The sequence below is a fragment of the Bacillus sp. PAMC28571 genome (assembly GCF_014250435.1).
GTDB classification, from domain to species: domain Bacteria; phylum Bacillota; class Bacilli; order Bacillales; family Bacillaceae; genus Bacillus; species Bacillus safensis.
In genome coordinates, this window is the sequence record NZ_CP060191.1 from 1,937,542 (window position 1) to 1,955,205 (window position 17,664).

Annotated in this window: 20 protein-coding genes; 3 read left to right on the plus strand and 17 right to left on the minus strand. The window is 41.7% G+C overall.

Annotation, left to right across the window (positions count from 1 at the left end):
* Positions 1-177 precede the first annotated feature (177 nt).
* The 9 genes from H7F25_RS09650 to H7F25_RS09690 form a co-directional block, all read right to left on the minus strand.
* Entirely contained in the window at positions 178-1,584 is a 1,407-nt protein-coding gene (locus tag H7F25_RS09650; protein WP_133744180.1) for a glycoside hydrolase family 1 protein, read from the minus strand.
* Positions 1,568-2,914, minus strand: coding sequence for a PTS cellobiose transporter subunit IIC (gene celB / locus H7F25_RS09655; RefSeq protein WP_087977120.1), 1,347 nt, complete (start codon positions 2,912-2,914; stop codon positions 1,568-1,570). The genes H7F25_RS09650 and celB overlap by 17 nt, the downstream gene beginning before the upstream one ends.
* A 25-nt stretch (positions 2,915-2,939) precedes the next feature.
* The gene (locus tag H7F25_RS09660; protein WP_024422904.1) at positions 2,940-3,272 is read right to left on the minus strand and encodes a PTS sugar transporter subunit IIA; all 333 of its coding nucleotides are present in this window, start codon (positions 3,270-3,272) and stop codon (positions 2,940-2,942) included.
* Between the two features lie 3 nt (positions 3,273-3,275).
* Positions 3,276-3,587, minus strand: a complete 312-nt coding sequence (locus tag H7F25_RS09665; protein ID WP_024422905.1) for a PTS sugar transporter subunit IIB — start codon at positions 3,585-3,587, stop codon at positions 3,276-3,278.
* A 140-nt stretch (positions 3,588-3,727) separates the two neighbouring features.
* Positions 3,728-4,513: a glucose 1-dehydrogenase gene (locus H7F25_RS09670; protein ID WP_185853674.1), complete on the minus strand. Its 786-nt coding sequence runs from the start codon at positions 4,511-4,513 to the stop codon at positions 3,728-3,730.
* 12 nt (positions 4,514-4,525) lie between these two features.
* On the minus strand, positions 4,526-5,374 hold the full coding sequence (locus H7F25_RS09675) for a GRP family sugar transporter (protein WP_185854537.1): 849 nt from the start codon (positions 5,372-5,374) through the stop codon (positions 4,526-4,528).
* A 116-nt stretch (positions 5,375-5,490) separates the two neighbouring features.
* Positions 5,491-6,900 carry an NADP-dependent phosphogluconate dehydrogenase gene (gene gndA / locus H7F25_RS09680; RefSeq protein WP_024428028.1) on the minus strand — a complete coding sequence of 470 codons (1,410 nt, stop codon included), beginning with the start codon at positions 6,898-6,900 and terminating at the stop codon, positions 5,491-5,493.
* A 98-nt stretch (positions 6,901-6,998) separates the two neighbouring features.
* Positions 6,999-8,243: a DNA polymerase IV gene (locus H7F25_RS09685; protein ID WP_044332857.1), complete on the minus strand. Its 1,245-nt coding sequence runs from the start codon at positions 8,241-8,243 to the stop codon at positions 6,999-7,001.
* 263 nt (positions 8,244-8,506) lie between these two features.
* Positions 8,507-9,514: a carbon-nitrogen hydrolase family protein gene (locus tag H7F25_RS09690; RefSeq protein ID WP_029706059.1), complete on the minus strand. Its 1,008-nt coding sequence runs from the start codon at positions 9,512-9,514 to the stop codon at positions 8,507-8,509.
* Between the two features lie 164 nt (positions 9,515-9,678).
* On the opposite strand from H7F25_RS09690, the gene H7F25_RS09695 reads away from it, so the two are divergent.
* Together H7F25_RS09695 and H7F25_RS09700 are read left to right on the plus strand one after the other, a co-directional pair.
* Positions 9,679-9,960 (plus strand): hypothetical protein, encoded by a 282-nt coding sequence (locus tag H7F25_RS09695; protein ID WP_024422910.1) that lies wholly within the window; start codon positions 9,679-9,681, stop codon positions 9,958-9,960.
* Between the two features lie 28 nt (positions 9,961-9,988).
* Entirely contained in the window at positions 9,989-10,807 is an 819-nt protein-coding gene (locus tag H7F25_RS09700) for a membrane protein insertase YidC (RefSeq protein ID WP_053070188.1), read from the plus strand.
* Between the two features lie 36 nt (positions 10,808-10,843).
* Here the strand turns inward: H7F25_RS09700 and H7F25_RS09705 are convergent, their stop codons facing one another.
* From H7F25_RS09705 to mce, 4 genes are read right to left on the minus strand one after another with little or no spacing between them, the layout of a single operon-like run.
* Entirely contained in the window at positions 10,844-11,308 is a 465-nt protein-coding gene (locus H7F25_RS09705) for a chemotaxis protein CheW (protein WP_034280289.1), read from the minus strand.
* Positions 11,309-11,322: 14 nt separating this feature from the next.
* Complete coding sequence (locus tag H7F25_RS09710) at positions 11,323-12,444, minus strand: M20/M25/M40 family metallo-hydrolase (protein WP_185853675.1); 1,122 nt, start codon at positions 12,442-12,444, stop codon at positions 11,323-11,325.
* 16 nt (positions 12,445-12,460) lie between these two features.
* Positions 12,461-13,930, minus strand: a complete 1,470-nt coding sequence (locus tag H7F25_RS09715) for an acyl-CoA carboxylase subunit beta (protein ID WP_372713835.1) — start codon at positions 13,928-13,930, stop codon at positions 12,461-12,463.
* On the minus strand, positions 13,917-14,339 hold the full coding sequence (gene mce / locus H7F25_RS09720) for a methylmalonyl-CoA epimerase (protein ID WP_044332745.1): 423 nt from the start codon (positions 14,337-14,339) through the stop codon (positions 13,917-13,919). Before mce ends, H7F25_RS09715 begins: the two co-directional genes overlap by 14 nt.
* A gap of 137 nt (positions 14,340-14,476) precedes the next feature.
* On the opposite strand from mce, the gene H7F25_RS19325 reads away from it, so the two are divergent.
* Positions 14,477-14,533, plus strand: a complete 57-nt coding sequence (locus H7F25_RS19325) for a hypothetical protein (RefSeq protein WP_229137118.1) — start codon at positions 14,477-14,479, stop codon at positions 14,531-14,533.
* Between the two features lie 38 nt (positions 14,534-14,571).
* Here the strand turns inward: H7F25_RS19325 and H7F25_RS09730 are convergent, their stop codons facing one another.
* The 4 genes from H7F25_RS09730 to H7F25_RS09745 form a co-directional block, all read right to left on the minus strand.
* The gene (locus tag H7F25_RS09730; RefSeq protein ID WP_044332743.1) at positions 14,572-15,081 is read right to left on the minus strand and encodes a L,D-transpeptidase; all 510 of its coding nucleotides are present in this window, start codon (positions 15,079-15,081) and stop codon (positions 14,572-14,574) included.
* A gap of 52 nt (positions 15,082-15,133) precedes the next feature.
* Positions 15,134-16,087 carry an aromatic acid exporter family protein gene (locus H7F25_RS09735; RefSeq protein WP_024422917.1) on the minus strand — a complete coding sequence of 318 codons (954 nt, stop codon included), beginning with the start codon at positions 16,085-16,087 and terminating at the stop codon, positions 15,134-15,136.
* 120 nt (positions 16,088-16,207) lie between these two features.
* A complete protein-coding gene (locus H7F25_RS09740; RefSeq protein WP_024422918.1) occupies positions 16,208-16,930 on the minus strand; it encodes an arginine ABC transporter ATP-binding protein ArtM in 723 nt (240 codons plus the stop codon).
* Positions 16,923-17,579 (minus strand): arginine ABC transporter permease ArtQ, encoded by a 657-nt coding sequence (locus tag H7F25_RS09745; protein ID WP_024422919.1) that lies wholly within the window; start codon positions 17,577-17,579, stop codon positions 16,923-16,925. The genes H7F25_RS09740 and H7F25_RS09745 overlap by 8 nt, the downstream gene beginning before the upstream one ends.
* Positions 17,580-17,664 lie beyond the last annotated feature (85 nt).

Below are 17,664 nucleotides of genomic sequence, written 5' to 3' on the forward strand. Positions count from 1 at the left end.
ACTGACTTGTTTTTTCATAGCGCTTTATTCTAGAAGGAAATATGGCGTTTTTTAGCCTTCCTCTCATTTTACACTAAGGGATGTGAGCTTAAAAGGTGCCAGCCATTTTTGTTTCATCCACTTACCGTCACATAAGAAAAATACTTGCTCTTTTCAAGGAAAGAGCAAGTATTTTGATTAAAAACCGTTATTCTTTGAAACGGATTGAAACCAGTATCCGCTTTTCTTAATCGTTCGTTTCCCGTCTTTTTGAAGATCAACTGAGACAAATCCATAACGATTTTTATATGCATTCGACCAGGACCAGTTGTCCATAAAGGTCCATAGATGATAGCCTTTCACATTGCTTCCTTCTTGAATGGCTTGATGCACCCATTTGAGATGCTCAGAAATAAAGTCAATGCGGTAATCGTCATGAATCATTCCTTCTTCATCCTTAAACCGCTCTTCTCCTTCGACGCCCATTCCATTTTCAGAAATAAAGCATTCAATATTATCATAGTCTGTTTGGACTTTTTTCAATATGTCGTAAATGCCCTTTTCATAGATTTCCCAGCCTCGATACACATTCATTTTTCTTCCCGGCATCTCAAAAGAATCAAAATAATGGTTCGGCATAAATGGTGCTTGAGGATGCGGCATATGCTCTTTCGCTTTCACTCTTCTTGGCTGATAATAGTTGATGCCAAGAAGATCAATCGTATTCTCTCGAATGAGCTCAAGGTCCCCTTCTTCCATACTTGGCATAAAGCCTTCTTTCTTTAAGACTTCTACTAGCTTTTCCGGGAAATGACCCTTCACCGCAGGATCTAAGAAGGAACGGTTAAAGAAAGCATCGGCCATCTCTGCTGCTTCTACATCGCGCGGATGCTGGCTTCGCGGGTACGAAGGAGTCAGGTTTAGGATGATGCCAATCTTACCGCCTTGCTGCAGCTTTTTATAAGCCGCAATCGCCTTCGCATTTGATAAAAGTTCATGAAAACCGACCTGTACAGCCTTTTGGAAATCGACTTCGTTTGGATAATGAAAGCTATACATATATCCGCCTTCTACAGGAACAATCGGTTCGTTATGGGTAAACCATTTTTTCACCCGGTCGCCAAATAGTTGGAAGCATAATGTTGCATAGCTCACATAGTCTTCAACCACCTGTCTGTTCACCCAGCCGCCTTTCTCCTGCAGCGCCATTGGCATATCGAAATGGTACAGGTTCACAAATGGCTCGATATCATGTGCAATCAGTTCATTGATCACATCATTATAAAAAGACACCGCTTCTTCATTCACAGCACCTGTTCCTTCTGGTAAAAGGCGTGACCATGAAATCGACAGCCGAAATGAATTGTGGCCAATTTCTTTCATGAGACGGATATCCTCTTTATATTTTCGATAAAATTGAGATGTCACGTCCGGCCCTACGCCATCAAAAAAACGAGTCGGCTCTTGTTCAAACCAATGATCCCAAATGTTCGGTCCCTTTCCATCGCCGGGGACGCTCCCTTCTGTTTGCGTCGCAGAAGCAGAAGATCCCCACCAGAAACCTTCTGGAAATGTATATGATTGCTTATTAGTTTCCATCGACATGTATTGAGTCTCCTTCACCTTTGATGTTTGCTGCCTTCGTTTTTTCTGTTGTCGTTATTTTTTCATTTTTCACATTCATACGGTCAATAAATTTCAGGAACGGGAACCAAATGACAAACACAATCATCAGGTTAAACAACTGAAGCAGACCGCCCGCTAGTGAATTTGTTGCCATCATTCCGCTAATAAAGATCGGCACTGTCCATGGGATATTCACGCCTGTCGGCGGCGGTACAATGCCTGATGCCATCGCAAAATAAGTAATACATGTAATGACCATTGGCGCCAAAATCCACGGAATGAGAATAAGCGGATTCATGACAATCGGTAAACCGAAGATAATCGGTTCATTGACGTTAAATAATCCTGGTCCTAAGCCAAGCTTGGCTACTTGTTTTAATTGCTTACTTTTCAGGAAAATTAAAATCGTAAACACAACAGCAAGCGTCATACCGGTTCCACCCATTCCAACCGTATAGATTTCAATAAACTGCTTGCTGATGATATTAGGAACCTCACCTGTTTTTGTGTAGCTCTCTAGGTTTTGAATGGACAATGTATTCCAAATCGGATCCATGACAGAGTTGATAATAATTTGGCCATGAAGCCCAAAGAACCAAAGAATTTGTATAAAGAAAACAGCGATCAACGTCGGAATAATACCGCTTCCAAGACCGACAAGCGGCGCCTGAATGGCATGATAAATCAAATCATGCATATTTGTTTTGAAGCCTTGTGTAATGATGATATTAATGAGCAAAAAGGTTGTAAGTGTCAAAGTAGCCGGGATCAGTGCAGCAAAAGACTTGGAAACAGCTGGCGGAACCCCTTGCGGCATATTGATCACAAATTTCTTTTGGACAAAATAACGATAAATTTCAGCAGACAAAAAGCCTGTGATCATTCCTAGGAACATCCCCTTTGCACCTAAACGATCAACTGGGATAACGCCTGCAATCGTTGCACCGCCTTCTTGTTCTAGTAAAAACGGAGTTAGAAGCAAGAAAGAGGCTAAAGCAATCACGCCGCCAAAGACAGCTTCTACATCATAGCTTTTTGATAAATAGTAGCCAATCCCAAATACAACAAACACACTCATAATGCTGATGGTCGCACTTGGTGCGATATTCAGTGCAGACTGGACGCCTTCCAGTACGTTTTTACTCATGATTTTATCTAAAAATGGCAAATTCATCAGCACAACCATAATGGAACCAAAGATGGTGAGCGGGAACGCAAGCATAAAGGCATCACGTAATACGCCTAAATAGCGGTTGTTGTTCAATCTCCCAGCAATCGGAACCAAAATGGCACTTATTTTATCAAACATTGGTTTCCCCCCTTGTTTACACCCTTTATTGTTTAAGCGATTGGAATATCGGCAGAAGCTCTCCCACAAGCTCCTTGATGGTAATGGTCGACATTAAATGATCTTCAGCGTGCATGAGCAATAAGGAAAAGGATGTTGTTTCTCCTCCTGCCTCTTTCTGCACGAGTTGAAAATGGATGTCATGTGCAAGCCGTAAATCTTCTTCCGCTTCTTTCATATGACTAAAAGCTTCTTCTTCTAGACCTTCTCGATATTGTTTCAGAGCCTGAAGCAATTTGCTGCGTGCATTCCCGCTGTGTAAGATCAATTGAAAGCTCACTTGTTCCTCCGTGAGCCCTTCGAGTGTTTTCTTTTCCATCCTTTAAGATTCCCCCATCAATGTAAGTGCCTGTTCATATGCTTTTTGTCCATCGGCAAGCCCGTATGCCTGCATATCAATGACCTCTACCTCAATCCCGTATTTTGTTGCTTCTTTTTGAAGGTCTCCTTTTAAAAAGCTCATTTGCGGTCCGATTAACACAACATCTGCATTCGCCATTTCTTTTTTTGCTTGATCTTGACCAACTGCCCAAATTTCTGCTTCGTCCCCAATTGAATCGGCATGTGCTTTCATCTTTGTCACTAGTAAACTCGTAGACATTCCCGAACTGCATGCTAATAAAATACGTTTCATTTCTCTCACCCCATTGTTGTAATAAAAGCGCTTCCAATTAATATTATATATTTTTATTTTTAAATGTCTAGACATTTAATTTTATCTGTCTGTATTTAATATAAAAAAGAGCGTACAATACGCTCTTTTTCTTAATTATCTTATCCTTTTCCTGCCTGGAACCCAGGATACTTTGTCATGCCGCCGTCTACATATAACGTCAGGCCTGTGACATAGCTCGCCTCTTTTGATGCCAGCCAGACAGCACATGCTGCCACTTCTTCTGGCTTTCCAATATAGCCGATTGGAATCAGCTCAATCACGCCTTTTTTCAATGCTGGATCATCGAATTTCTCCGCATTAATCGGGGTATCAATAGCGCCTGGTGCAATACTGTTTACACGGATTTTTTTAGGGGCATATTCAAGCGCCAATGTTTCTGTCAAAAGCTTTGCGCCTCCTTTACTAGCTGCATAATGCACGAAATGAGGCCAAGGAATTTGCTGATGAACCGACGACATATTAATGATCGAGCCTTCTATCCCATGATCTGTCATATACTTCAGTGCATCACGGCACCCTAGAAACATGCCTGTTAAATTGGTAGACATTACTTTGTTCCAATTATCCAGCGTCATTTCTGTAGAGGGTACTTCATTTTCAATGCCTGCGTTATTGATCATCACATCAAGACTGCCGAATGTATCAACGGCTTTATCAATCATCGCCTGCATATCCTCTTCCTTTGATACGTCTCCCTTGATTTTCACAGCCTGTCCGCCATGTTTTTGAATTTCTGCAATGGTATCATCCGGATTTTCTTTATCAGAGAAGTAATTAATCACCACATTGGCTTTTTCTTGTCCAAATCGGCGGGCCATCGCTTGACCAATCCCTGTACCTGCACCTGTAATCAGAACTGTTTTTTCTTCTAAATCTGGATACATTCGTGTAACCTCCTATTTTGTAAAGCCTAGCAGCACACCGCCTGCAATAATCATCAAGCAGCCTGCAATGACAAAGCTTGTTCTAGATGCTTTCTCTTTTAATAAGTAAATACCGCCTAGTGTTGAGATGACAATCCCTGTTTGTGACATCGAAAAGCTTACGGCTACGCCGATTAATGGAATGGCCAAAAGCAGCCCAAGATTTCCCGTTGACCAAACAAGACCGGCAATGATATTTCTAAACGTATATTTACTAAATGGGTCCTGTTTTAAACTAATCGCTAATGATGAAAGCAGCATGCCGACGGATTGCGGGACAAGTGCAGACCAGCCATCAATATCAAACCATCTTAAAATGACGACATATCCGACGTAGCCAACGGTTGAGATGAGCAGAATAATGATCCCTTTTTTAAAATTGCCTCTGCCATTCCCGCCGCCATTCTTTTTTTGGCCGAGCGATGTCATCACAACACCTGCAATGATCAGTAAAATGGCGCAAGAACCAATGAGTATGACCGTCATCGTCTGCCATTCTTTGAAGACCATGACGCCAAATAGCGTTGTGCTCACAAGCTGCATGCCCGTTGATAAAGGAACCGCTTTAGACACACCGAGAAAAGCAACACTTGAAAGCTGATTCATTTGTCCAATACTCCAGAAGATGCCTGAAATGATGGAAACCGCAAAAATAAGCGGTGTCAGCTCTGGCATTTTGATGAAAAACGCTGCAATCGAAAATAAAAACGCGCCGAGCGTAATGCCGAGGGTTTGCTGATACGCATTCCCGCCTAGTTTGACACTGATGAGAACAATACTTCCCCAAAATATCGCTGGGAGAAGTGCATATAAGATGCCCACTTCTATCCCTACTTTCTTGTCTTTTTTACATAGCATCCCTCTTTTTCGCATTTTTAGCCGAAAAGATGCAAACAAAAAAACCTTACCAAAGGTAAGGTTTTTCAGTCGTTCTCTATTTATTTCATCCATTCAGTATGGAAGACGCCTTCTTTATCTGTGCGCTCATACGTATGTGCACCGAAATAGTCACGCTGTGCTTGAATTAAATTCGCTGGAAGGACAGCTGTGCGATAGCTATCAAAGTACGCAAGTGCACTTGAGAATGAAGGAACAGGAACTCCTTGTTCCACTGCAAGTGAAATGACTTTACGAAGTGATGATTGATAGTTTTGAGCAATATCCTTAAAGTATGGATCAAGCAATAGGTTTTTCAGTTCAGGATTACGGTCATATGCTTCTTTAATTTGTTGTAAGAAGGCTGCACGAATGATACATCCGCCGCGGAAGATCATCGCAATTTCACCGTATTTCAAATCCCAGTTATATTCATCAGACGCTGCTTTCATTTGCGCAAAGCCTTGTGCGTAAGAGCAGATTTTACTCATGAATAGGGCTTTTCTAACAGCTTCGATCAGCTCTTGTTTATTCTCAGCTGATTGTGCTGGCTCTGGACCTTCGATCAATTGACTTGCTTCCACACGCTCATCTTTCATTGCTGAAATGTAGCGCGCAAAAACAGACTCAGTAATGATTGGAAGCGGGACACCTAGATCAAGTGAGCTTTTGCTTGTCCATTTTCCAGTTCCTTTTTGACCAGCTTTATCTAAGATCACATCCACAAGCGGCTGGTTTGTTTCCTCATCCACTTTTGTGAAAATGTCAGCTGTAATTTCGATTAAATAGCTGTCAAGCTCGCCTTTATTCCACTCTGAGAATACTTCATGAAGCTCCCCTGCTGACAATCCAGCAACATGCTTCAAGATAAAGTATGATTCAGAGATCAATTGCATATCTCCGTACTCGATACCGTTATGAACCATTTTGACATAATGTCCTGCTCCATCTGGGCCGATATACGTTGTACAAGGCTCACCGTCTACTTTCGCAGAGATTGCTTCTAAAATTGGTTTCACTAGCTCATGCGCTTCTTTTTGACCGCCTGGCATGATGGAAGGACCTTTTAGCGCGCCTTCTTCACCGCCAGAAACACCTGTACCAATGAAGTGAATACCACTTTCTGCAAGCTCTTGGTTACGTCTTTGTGTATCCTTGTAATATGTATTTCCACCATCAATTAAAATGTCACCTTTCTCTAGGTGAGGAAGTAATGATTGAATGGTTGCATCTGTTGCTGCACCAGCTTTTACCATTAAAAGAATTTTACGCGGTGTTTCAAGCGACTGAACAAATTCTTCGATGCTGTATGTGCCAACAACGTTTTTTCCTTCTGCTTCTTGAAGAAACTCTTCTGTTTTGCTGCTAGATCTGTTATAAACGGATACGGAGAAACCGCGGCTTTCAATATTGAGGGCAAGGTTTTTCCCCATAACGGCTAGTCCAACCACACCGATTTGTTGTTTTGACATAATTCTGACGTCCCTTCTAACACACTATATTGATTACTGCTGAAATGATGTACCCTTTGAAATTACCACAACATCACCTCTTTTATCAAGTTTTCAGGCTAGTCATTTCCTCTTTCGTCCTGAAAAAAATCTTTATTAAAACTTGTCCCGCTTGTTTTGCTCTCTTTTTCCTTAATAGTGATCCCTCTTTGCACCAATGACTTTCCATATTTTTCTTTCAGTCCATCTAAAATGGTTTGGAGAGGCTCTTCTTTTGCATCTTCTGTATATGAAAATAAATCAAGCTGTTTAACAGCTGCTTTTCGTTCGACAAGGTCTGTCCCCGTCACACCTAAGAGCCTCACTGGCTGGTCATTCCAATGTTTAAGGAATAACTGCTTTGCCGCTTCAAATATGTCTTCCTTTCGATCCGTTGGATTCGTAAGCATGACACTTCGCGTGATATTTTTCCAGCTTGCATACCGAATCATGATGAGCAGCCGATTCGCCATCACTTCTTTTCTCCTTAACCTTGCACTCACAGATTGTGACAGCTTATCAATTAACGTAACAAGTTCATCCGCATCATCAGAATCATGAGGCAGAGTGGATGAATTGCCGACGGATTTAAATTCGTATATTCTTTCTGGGTCTACGATGCCGTCATGTTCACCATTCGCCTTTTGCTTTAATCTCGGTCCATTAATGCCAAGCAATTCTTTTAGCGTATACTCATTCGCTTTCGCTAAGTCTTCAATGGTATGAATTCCGATTTTTTTTAATTTCTCTGCCGTTTTTTGTCCAACCCCGTGCATGTCACCAGCAGGGAGCGGCCAGAGCATGTTCGGAACATCTCGTTTACGCAATATGGTGATGCCCATCGGCTTTTTCCAATTTGACGCCATTTTCGCTAAAAATTTATTCGGTGCAATGCCGATACTTGAAGGAAGCATCAGTTCCTCTACAAGCCTTGTTTGAATATCATGAGCCGTTTTTACCGCATGCTCGGCATATGGCGTATGCGTTAAATCAATATAGCCCTCATCAATCGATACAGGTTCGACTAAATCACTGTATTCTCTTAGTATTGTAAACATCTCTTGTGAGGAGCTGCGGTACCGGTCAAAGTTTGGTGTGCGGACAATGAGTCCCGGACATAGCCGCTTCGCCTCCCACAAGGGCATCGGGGGCTTCACACCTAGTGCTCTTGCCTCGTAGCTGCACGTCACAACAATCCCTTTACGCTCTTTTGCATTTCCGCTGATGGCTAAAGGTTTCCCTCGCAAAGAAGGATCATACGCCATTTCTACATTGGCATAAAAAGCATTCATGTCTATATGAAAAATAATATTTGACATTGGCATAACCCCATTTTCTTGTCTACCTGTATTTTGATCAGCTGTTTCCTAATATATCAAACATGATTGCTCTCTTTTATGTTCAATTATACATTGATTTATTTCATCTTTCCTTAAAAAAACCTTCTCTAAAAAAGAGAAGGCCAGACTGTTAACAAAGGGCTAAAATGATCTTGATTTTAGCCTTAGTCTTCTTTTCAGCGTGATCAAAAACCTATGCAGTCTAGCCGAATGCGAGGGTTTGTCTGCGCGCTGGGTTTCACGTTCATTTACACTTTTTCTTCAAGTATACCATGTTGATATTGAATGTCCTCATATGTGAATACTTCATTTTTTTGATGATGTAAATGTTTTACCACCGGATTGGGCTGTTGATGAAAATTCATACTCAAACTTTGATTGGAGTAGTGTCCAGCCGGATCAATATAATACTTGTAATCAATGACTCTTTCTACATCAATTTCAGCGTAAGCAATTCCTTCCGTTTCAGCAGGAACCATATCACTGATCGGTTCCCCGTCCGGCCCGTAAATACACGTATGCCCGCTCTTAAATGTTTCAAAGTAATCTCTTTGCTCCTGCGTTAAACAAATCATTTCTTTCATTTCTTCCGTATATATAGATGATGTCATCAGCACAAATGTCTGTGTCGCGATGGCATAATATCTGCTTGAAATTTCATCGTCAAAATAACCTGGCCAAGAGGCTACATGTACCTGCTCATTTTGAGCATTCATCGCCATAAGATCAAGCGGGACTTGATGCTCCCAGCACATCAATCCGCCAAGGTTTCCAATGTCAGTTTGAAAGACCGGCATCATACTTCCACTTCCATCCCCCCAAATGAGTCTTTCTGCTACAGAAGCTCTCATTTTCCGGTGTTTTCCTATTAAATCCCCATTTGGATTAAACCAAAGCTGAGCTAAATAGAGAGAGCCGCCATCTTTTTCACTGCATGATATACAAACGTACGTTTCATTTCTTTTTGCTGCCTCACTGATTTTTTGAATGGCTAAGCTAGGGATTTCAACGGCATTTTTATATAATTCATGATAGAACTTTCTCGTATATTCTGGATGACCAATAAAAGCAAACCAAGGATAACCAGGTAAAAATGCTTCTGGGAATGCCACAAGCTTTGCACCATTTGAAGCTGCCTCGTCTATCAGTTCACATGATTTCTCAACGGTTGCTTCCAAATTTAAGTAGACAGGTGCTGCTTGTACCGCCGCTGCTCGAAACTTTGGATAAATACTTGTCATATTCAAAACCTCCATTTCTTTTATCCCCCTCATTATAGGATAGGAAATATGAAGTTTGGATGACATTTACTATTTTATACAAAATAAGGGATTTTATTTAATAGAGAAAACACGTGGTTGTGTTAGACATTTAACCATGTGTATAGTACACTGTGATTAATGAAATGGATGTGATAATCATGATTATTGATACATTCAATGAAGTCTTTTTCCTTGTTGAATTCTTTACGATTATTCTTCCAGCGCTGACGGCCATCGGCATTGCGTTTTTACTAAAAGACTGCCGTATGAACGAACACCTTGGTGGACATCGTTTGGAAGAGTTGGACGCATCTTGCTTGAATCGAACAGACTTTCTGTTTATCATATACGATCGCATTACAACTTGGATTAGTAAAGTCATTCGAATGAAACGATCATCAAATGATGATGAAGACCATTCGCTTCCTCTCACTAATTAAATTTTTTTAATCATGAGGAGGAAACGAATTGAAACGTTTATTGACTGTTTTTACGACTTTATGTTTGATGATGATTGCGTCACCTGCATTTGCAGCGAGTGCGCAAACGAATACGAGCTCTGATGGGTTTTTCCATCATTATTTTGTTCAGCCTTTTTCTGAGCTGATCATTTGGCTTGCGAACTTTTTCCATGATGATTATGGTTTATCCATTATGTTCGTCACCTTGATTGTCCGCCTGCTGATTTTCCCGCTTTTTGCGAACCAATTTAAGAAGCAACGAGTCATGCAGGAAAAAATGGCACTGGTGAAACCACAGATTGACCAAATACAAAGCAAATTGAAGAAAACGAAAGAACCTGAAAAACAAAAAGAACTGCAAATGGAAATGATGAAAGTATATAAAGAGAACAATGTGAACCCGCTGGCAATGGGCTGTCTGCCGATGCTGATTCAAATTCCAATTGTTCTTGGCTTTTACTCAGCGATCCGCTCAACACCTGAGATCGCAACTCATACGTTCTTATGGTTTAACTTAGGACAAACCGATTTATTGGTGGCGGTCTTTGCAGGAGCTATGTATTTCTTGCAATTTTATGTCACTCAAAAATATGCGAAGCAATCAGGCACCCAAACAGAGGCTGCGCTGAAACAGGCGAAAGTGATGGGCATGATTTTCCCAATCATGATGCTGTTTCTTTCAATCAATGCACCCGCTGCTCTTCCTTTATACTGGATGACAAGCGGACTATTACTCACGATTCAAACGATTATTTTAAATGTCATGTACCAAAAATCAAAAACGAAAGCTGCGGCTAACGAACAAGCCAAACCAGCTGCTGAATAAAAATAAACCCCTTATCATTAGATAAGGGGCTTTTCATTATGCCAATTCTTCTTTCAACCGGTCTGGCAATTGATCGAGGTCCTCAATTTTCCCAAGGAACTTATTTGGGTCCACTTGTAAAATCATTTTGTTTTCTCTCTCCACAACGCCGAAGAAATATTCAGAGGCCTTCGTGTTCATATGAAATGGCTTGATCTCGCTTTGCTCGATATCGATGATATCTTTTGCATCTGAGACAAGACAGCCAATCATTTGATCGTTTACTTCAAATAGCAGCACCTTGGACTGCTCGTTCACATCAAGAGGTTTTCCATGAAGCATCACACCTGTGTCACTCACAGGAATGACCTCTCCTCTTAATGACATCAGCCCTTTAATTTCTTTTGGAAGGTTCGATACTTCTTGTAAGTAAGGGACCTTTTCAATCGAACGAATATGCTCTACACTGATGCCAAAATCCTCTTGTCCCACCTGAAAAATAATAATCTTTTGCGTGCTCACAGAGTCTCCTGCCTTTACGATGGATTTGTCGTTTCTTCGATAATGGCGAGAACCATTTCAGCTGTTTTGACTAATTCTTCAATCGGCATTTTCTCATTTTTCGTATGAATATCTTCATATCCAACAGCTAGGTTGACAGTTGGGACGCCGTTGCCTGCAATGACGTTTGCATCACTGCCTCCGCCGCTCGTCTGCAGTTCTGAAGGACGGCCAATTTTTGCTGCCGCTTTTTTCGCCACTTCTACGACTTGATCGCCGTGTGAGAATTTGAAGCCTGGATACATGATGTCAATTTGTACATCGGCACTTCCGCCCATTTCTTTAGCGGTTTTTTCAAAGGCTTCTTTCATCTTCGCTACTTGAGCTTCCATTTTTGCTGGCTCTAAAGAGCGTGCTTCCGCCAAAATATCGACTTGATCGCACACAATATTCGTTTGTGTTCCGCCTTCAAAACGGCCGATATTCGCCGTTGTTTCTTCATCAATTCGGCCAAGTGGCATGCTGGCAATTGCTTTAGATGCAATAGTAATCGCAGACACACCTTTTTCAGGCGCGACACCTGCGTGAGCTGTTTTTCCATAAATCGTTGCACGTACTTTTGCCTGTGTTGGTGCAGCGACGATAATCGTACCAACCTTGCCATCTGAATCAAGGGCATAGCCGTATTTCGCTGTCATCAAATTCGGATCTAACGCTTTTGCTCCAACAAGACCTGATTCCTCGCCTGCTGTGATCACAAATTCAATCGTCCCATGCGGTAAGTTTTTCTCTTTCAACACACGGACCGCTTCAAACATAGCCGCAAGTCCTGTTTTATCGTCAGCACCAAGAATCGTTGTTCCATCTGTTTTCACATAGCCATCCTCAATGACTGGTTTTACGCCATTCCCTGGTACAACTGTATCCATATGAGAAGTGAAATAAATTGTATCTGCCTCTTGATTCCCTTCTAATGTGCAGACAAGATTGCCTGCACCGTGGCCTGTTGCCGCTTTTGAATCGTCTTCAACCACTTTTAGACCAAGCTGCGAGAATTTTTCTTTTAATACTTCAACAATTTTCTCTTCGTGTTTTGTTTCTGAATCAACCTGAACTAATTCTAAAAATTCGTCTAGTAAGCGTTTTTCATTGATCATGATGATACTCCTCCTCTTATAGCGGCATGTTGCCATGCTTTTTTAACGGTCTATCTTCTTCCTTACTGCGAAGCACATCAAATGAGCGGATCAATCGCTCTCTCGTTTCAGCTGGCATGAAAATATCATCTATCAGACCTGCCTGAGCCGCTTTCCATACACTTGGTTTGTTCATAGGCTCGCGCGAAGCAGGATGAACGATTTCGTCTGCGAACGTTTTCCCCATGACATCTATTTCGGCCTCTGGCCATGCATAAACAAAGTCAGCGCCTAAGCCCTTACTATTCATCGCGACATATGCACCGCCAAACGCCTTTCTTAAAATCACAGTGATTTTTGGAACAGTTGCTTCAGCGTACGCATATAAAAGCTTTGCGCCGTGGCGGATAATTCCCGCATGCTCTGCTTTCTCCCCTGGTAAAAAACCAGGAACGTCCACAAGGGTTAAGATCGGAATATGAAACGCATCGCAAAATCGAATAAACCTGGCCGCTTTATCGGCAGCGTCGAGATCAAGGCTTCCTGCCAATACCTTTGGCTGATTGGCAACAATACCAATGGAGGCTCCTTGTAATCTGGCAAAACCTGTGACAATATTTTTTGAGAAACAAGGCTGCGTTTCAAAGAATGAGTCTGGATCGGTTATCGCTGTCACCACTTGTTTGACATCATAGGTGCGTGATGGATCCTTTGGCAGGATGCTGCCTGGATCGGCGGTATCATGCTTTCGCGTCCCAGCGCGTGTGACAGCCTGCTGTTTCGTTTGTATGTACGTTAAAAGAGTTCGAACTGCTTTTAACACGTCCTTCTCATCTTTCCCAGTATAGTGCACATTCCCGCTTGTCTGATGCTGAACACTTGCACCGCCAAGACGGTCAGGACAGACCGTTTCTCCTGTTGCCTTTTCTATTACTTTCGGACCAGTTAAAAACATATGAGCTGTTTGCTCTGTCATGAAGACAAAATCAGTCAATGCAGGAGAATAGACTGCACCTCCAGCACATGAGCCTAAAATAACAGATATTTGCGGGATTCGACCAGAGTACAGCACATTCCGTTTAAAAATCTGTCCGTATCCTTCTAATGATACCACACCCTCTTGAATTCTCGCACCACCTGAGTCTTTTAGACCGATGACCGGCATCTGATTTTTAGCTGCCAGATCCATTAAAGAGGCAATTTTTTTCGCATGCATTTCGCCTAATGAGCCCCCATATACGGTTGCATCTTGTGCATAAACACAGACAGGCTTACCGTGAATGAGTCCCGTTCCAATGACGACTCCGTCACCAACATGCTCTGACAGACCGCCTGTTGCAAATGACTGAATTTCCATCAAGCTGCCCTCGTCAAGAAGTTCATGCAGCCGCTCTCGAACCGTCAGCTTTCCTTTGCTTCTGTGAGCCGCTGCTCGTTTTTCGCCGCCGCCCATTAACGCTTTATTCCGCCATTCAGACAAGTCATTGAACGATTCATTCATCGCAATATTTCTCTCCTTTCAAGGACCCGCACAATTCAAATAACACACCTGACGTTTCTTTAGGTGAAATAAAGGCAATCTGCTTTCCGCTGGCGCCCATCTGTGCTTTTTTTTGGAGAAGCTGCACGCCAAGGTGATCGAGACGGCTAAGATCAGCCTGAATGTCATCTGACTTTAACGCTATATGATGAAGGCCCTCTCCTCTTTTTGTTAAAAAGGTATGTAGTTTACTGCGGGCTGAGATGGGCTCAATTAATTCAATGTGCAGATCATCAAGTGAAGCGAAGGACGCTTTAATCTCCTGCTCAGGAATCTCTTGTATGTCTGAAAAATGCCAGTTAAATAGCTGATGAAGCGTTTGAGATGTTTCTTTAATAGAATAGACGGCAATGGCAATATGATCGATTTGATTCATCCGTTCACTTCCTTTGCTGATCACTTGTCGCATATGAAAAAACCAGATAAAATAAAGACAAGTGCGCTTGTCGCAAAAATCTTCGGTTATAGGGGTGCGATATGTCTCAAAAATTCATGAAATTTATGGTATTGCTTATGATTAGCCTGCTGTTAGTTTCTTCACTTTTAGCAGGAGCAGCAGCCTTTTTATAAGGTTTGAATAAAGGCAGACAAGCAGGTGATTCGCGATATCAACGAATGGCCTGTTTGTCTTTGGCAAGCTTTTCAAAGGAAGCACTTGTTTTTGTAATCCATACCTTGGTGCCAATTGGAAGCTGATCAAACAAAAGCTCTACATCTTGATTATGAAGCCTTACACAGCCTGCTGTGATAAATTTCCCAATCGATGTTTCGTCACTCGTTCCGTGAATTCCGTAGGTTCTGCCATCTGTTCCTCGTGCATCAAATCCAATCCATCTTCGCCCAAGAGGGTTATTCTTTGCACCCCCTTCAATATTCTTTCTTCTATAATAGGGATCTTTCGCTTTGATCATAATCGTAAATTCACCTTCTGGCGTTAAATCCGCTGTTTTTCCTGTTGAAGCAGGATATACTTTTTGGATTTTTCCTTGATCAATGAAGGCAAGTTCATTCGTTTGTTTATTAATGATGACAAACGGGTCACCTGGAAGCGGGTTTTGTCCAAGCGGCCAGATAGGTGAAAGGGACATGGTCAGTACGGTATAAAATAAAAGACGCATAGGCTCCTCCTTTTTCATTAGATTGACCAATGAAGGAGGAACTCATGCGTCTCTATTCTTTCATCCCTTTAAAATAGCTTTTCAGTACTAAATATTGTTCCATTTCACCGAGGAAATGAAAGAGTGCCGCTCTTGCCTCAAATTCTTCTCTTGTTTGCGGGAGCGGAAGTGCATCGAACTCTTCTTTCATATCAATGAGACGTCTTAAAAACTTATGCGCTGTGTTCCCCGGGTGAATATGTTCGCGTAAGTCTCTAATGTATTCTGCAATGATTTGTCCATGCTCCGTTGTGACGGAGATCGAAGTAATTTTGGGCAGCACACGCTCAATGATTTCAAATTGCTTTTGTCTCATGTTGAAATAATGGTAATACAGGTTTTCATGTCTTAATACATGGTTTTCAACATCACGATATGCAAGAGCTTTCGCTTCTTTGATCAATTGATGTGTCTCTGGTATTTCTTTTCCTGTCCAGTCTTGTTTCCCTGTCATTAAGTATTGCTCGATTTCCTCAAAGATTTTAGCAAAGTTGGCTTCAATCTGTTCGCTGTAGCGTTTAAGTTTTTTATCAACACTTGGCATATAGAGGTTCATAATCAGCGCTACCCCAACACCAATGGTAATCAGCAGCAGTTCATTCCAGATGAGATGCAGGGTAATCCCGCCAGACATGTATAAATGGAGAATGATGACTGAACTTGTGACAATCCCTTCTTTAATTCGAAGCAAAACCGTTGTCGGAATAAAGACAAGTAGCATCAAACCGATCACAAAAGGATGATACCCAATCAGATCGAAAAATAAATAAGAAAATAAAATAGCAAGACTGCATGCTGCAAAGCGAGCTCCCGATGCTAAGAGGGATCTTTTCTTTGTCACCTGAATACACAGGATCGTAATAATCCCGGCAGCTGAATAATTTTGCAAGCCAAGCAATTGTGCAATATAAATAGCGATCGCTGTTCCTAATGCTGTTTTCAGCGTTCGGTAGCCGATTTTAAACATGATGTGATTCACTCTTTTCTGTCTTGTTTCCATTCACTTTTGTGAAATGATGAACTTTTTTTACTTTCCCCATTATAATCAAAAAAAGAAGGAGATGTTAAGTCTCCTTCTCTTATTTCTTTATAATATTTTTTGTAAAAAGTCTTTTGCGCGCTGTGAAGACGGTGATTCAAAAAATTGCACAGGGTTTGCATCCTCTACAATTTTCCCATCATCCATAAAGATCACGCGGTCAGCCACTTCTTTTGCAAAGCCCATTTCATGTGTGACGATAACGAGTGTCATTCCAGATTGAGCCAGCTCTTTCATGACCTCTAATACTTCCTTGACCATTTCTGGATCTAGAGCAGACGTTGGTTCGTCAAACAGCATAATGTCTGGTGTCATCGCAAGCGCACGCGCAATCGCTACACGCTGCTTTTGACCGCCTGACAGACGGTTCGGGAAATCATCTTTTTTCTCTAAAAGCCCTACCTTTTTGAGCAGGTCTTCAGCTTGCTTGATGCTGTCTTCCTTCGATTGATTCTTCACATTCATTGGCGCATACGTGATATTTTCCAGCACCGTTTTATGCGGGAACAGATGGAAATGCTGAAACACCATTCCGATGTTCTCACGCACTTTTAGTGCATTCGTTTTTGGATTGGTGATTTCGGTGTCCTTAATCGTAATGACACCAGAAGTCGGCTTTTCAAGTAAATTCATGCAGCGGAGGAACGTCGATTTTCCTGAACCAGATGGTCCAATAACCGCAACAACTTCCCCTTCTTTAATGGTGGTGTCGATCCCCTTTAAAACTTCGTTTTTACCAAAAGATTTTGTGAGTTTCTCTATTTTAATCATTTGATTTTAACTTCCTTTCCACCGATTTGCCGACAAAGGTGAGAACAAGCACGATGACATAATAGATAAGACCCGCAAAAATAAGCGGTTCAAGATAATTATACGTGACGGCCCCTGCTTGATAGGCTCGTCTCATGACATCACCCAGTCCGATGACTGTTACAATCGCTGATTCTTTTGTCAGTGTAATCGTCTCATTCACAAGTGCAGGTGAAATATTTTTAAACGCCTGCGGAAGCAATAGGTCCTTCATCATTTTAGCATAAGGGATGCCTAAAGCAACGGCTGCTTCTTTTTGACCTTTATCAATGGCATTAATACCCGCACGAATAATTTCAGATACGTATGCCGCCGAGTTGAGTGAAAATGCCGCTACAGCAGCCCAGTATTGGTCGATTTGAAACCCAAGAAGCTGAGGCAGACCAAAATAAATAATGAGCAATTGAAGCACAAGCGGTGTGCCTCGGAAAATTGACGTATAAAAATCTGCAAGCCAAATGAGCGGTTTAAACACACTAATTTTACAAAGCGTTAATAAAATTCCTAAGATAAATCCAAGTAAAAGGGATACCACTACTATAGAAAGCGTGACCTTAAGTCCTTCTAGAATAAAGGGCATCTGAGGTATTACATCTTTAAAATCAAACATGACATTCTCCTTTTTTCTGCCTTTATACAAAACAGGAAAAAAGTTCAACATGAGTTGAACTTTTCAGCGCTTTTCTACTTGATTT

Bases quoted from the DNA above. Each gene is read 5' to 3' on its own strand.
- mce (WP_044332745.1), bottom strand. From the start codon at position 14,339: ATGAATCAAATCGATCATATTGCCATTGCCGTCTATTCTATTAAAGAA.
- H7F25_RS09740 (WP_024422918.1), bottom strand. From the start codon at position 16,930: ATGATTAAAATAGAGAAACTCACAAAATCTTTTGGTAAAAACGAAGTT.
- H7F25_RS09735 (WP_024422917.1), bottom strand. From the start codon at position 16,087: ATGTTTAAAATCGGCTACCGAACGCTGAAAACAGCATTAGGAACAGCG.
- celB (WP_087977120.1), bottom strand. From the start codon at position 2,914: ATGTTTGATAAAATAAGTGCCATTTTGGTTCCGATTGCTGGGAGATTG.
- H7F25_RS09665 (WP_024422905.1), bottom strand. From the start codon at position 3,587: ATGAAACGTATTTTATTAGCATGCAGTTCGGGAATGTCTACGAGTTTA.
- gndA (WP_024428028.1), bottom strand. From the start codon at position 6,900: ATGTCAAAACAACAAATCGGTGTGGTTGGACTAGCCGTTATGGGGAAA.
- H7F25_RS09690 (WP_029706059.1), bottom strand. From the start codon at position 9,514: ATGGAGGTTTTGAATATGACAAGTATTTATCCAAAGTTTCGAGCAGCG.
- H7F25_RS09710 (WP_185853675.1), bottom strand. From the start codon at position 12,444: ATGATCAATGAAAAACGCTTACTAGACGAATTTTTAGAATTAGTTCAG.
- H7F25_RS09685 (WP_044332857.1), bottom strand. From the start codon at position 8,243: ATGCCAATGTCAAATATTATTTTTCATATAGACATGAATGCTTTTTAT.
- H7F25_RS09745 (WP_024422919.1), bottom strand. From the start codon at position 17,579: ATGTTTGATTTTAAAGATGTAATACCTCAGATGCCCTTTATTCTAGAA.
- H7F25_RS09730 (WP_044332743.1), bottom strand. From the start codon at position 15,081: ATGCGTCTTTTATTTTATACCGTACTGACCATGTCCCTTTCACCTATC.
- H7F25_RS09650 (WP_133744180.1), bottom strand. From the start codon at position 1,584: ATGTCGATGGAAACTAATAAGCAATCATATACATTTCCAGAAGGTTTC.
- H7F25_RS09695 (WP_024422910.1), top strand. From the start codon at position 9,679: ATGATTATTGATACATTCAATGAAGTCTTTTTCCTTGTTGAATTCTTT.
- H7F25_RS09670 (WP_185853674.1), bottom strand. From the start codon at position 4,513: ATGTATCCAGATTTAGAAGAAAAAACAGTTCTGATTACAGGTGCAGGT.
- H7F25_RS09660 (WP_024422904.1), bottom strand. From the start codon at position 3,272: ATGGAAAAGAAAACACTCGAAGGGCTCACGGAGGAACAAGTGAGCTTT.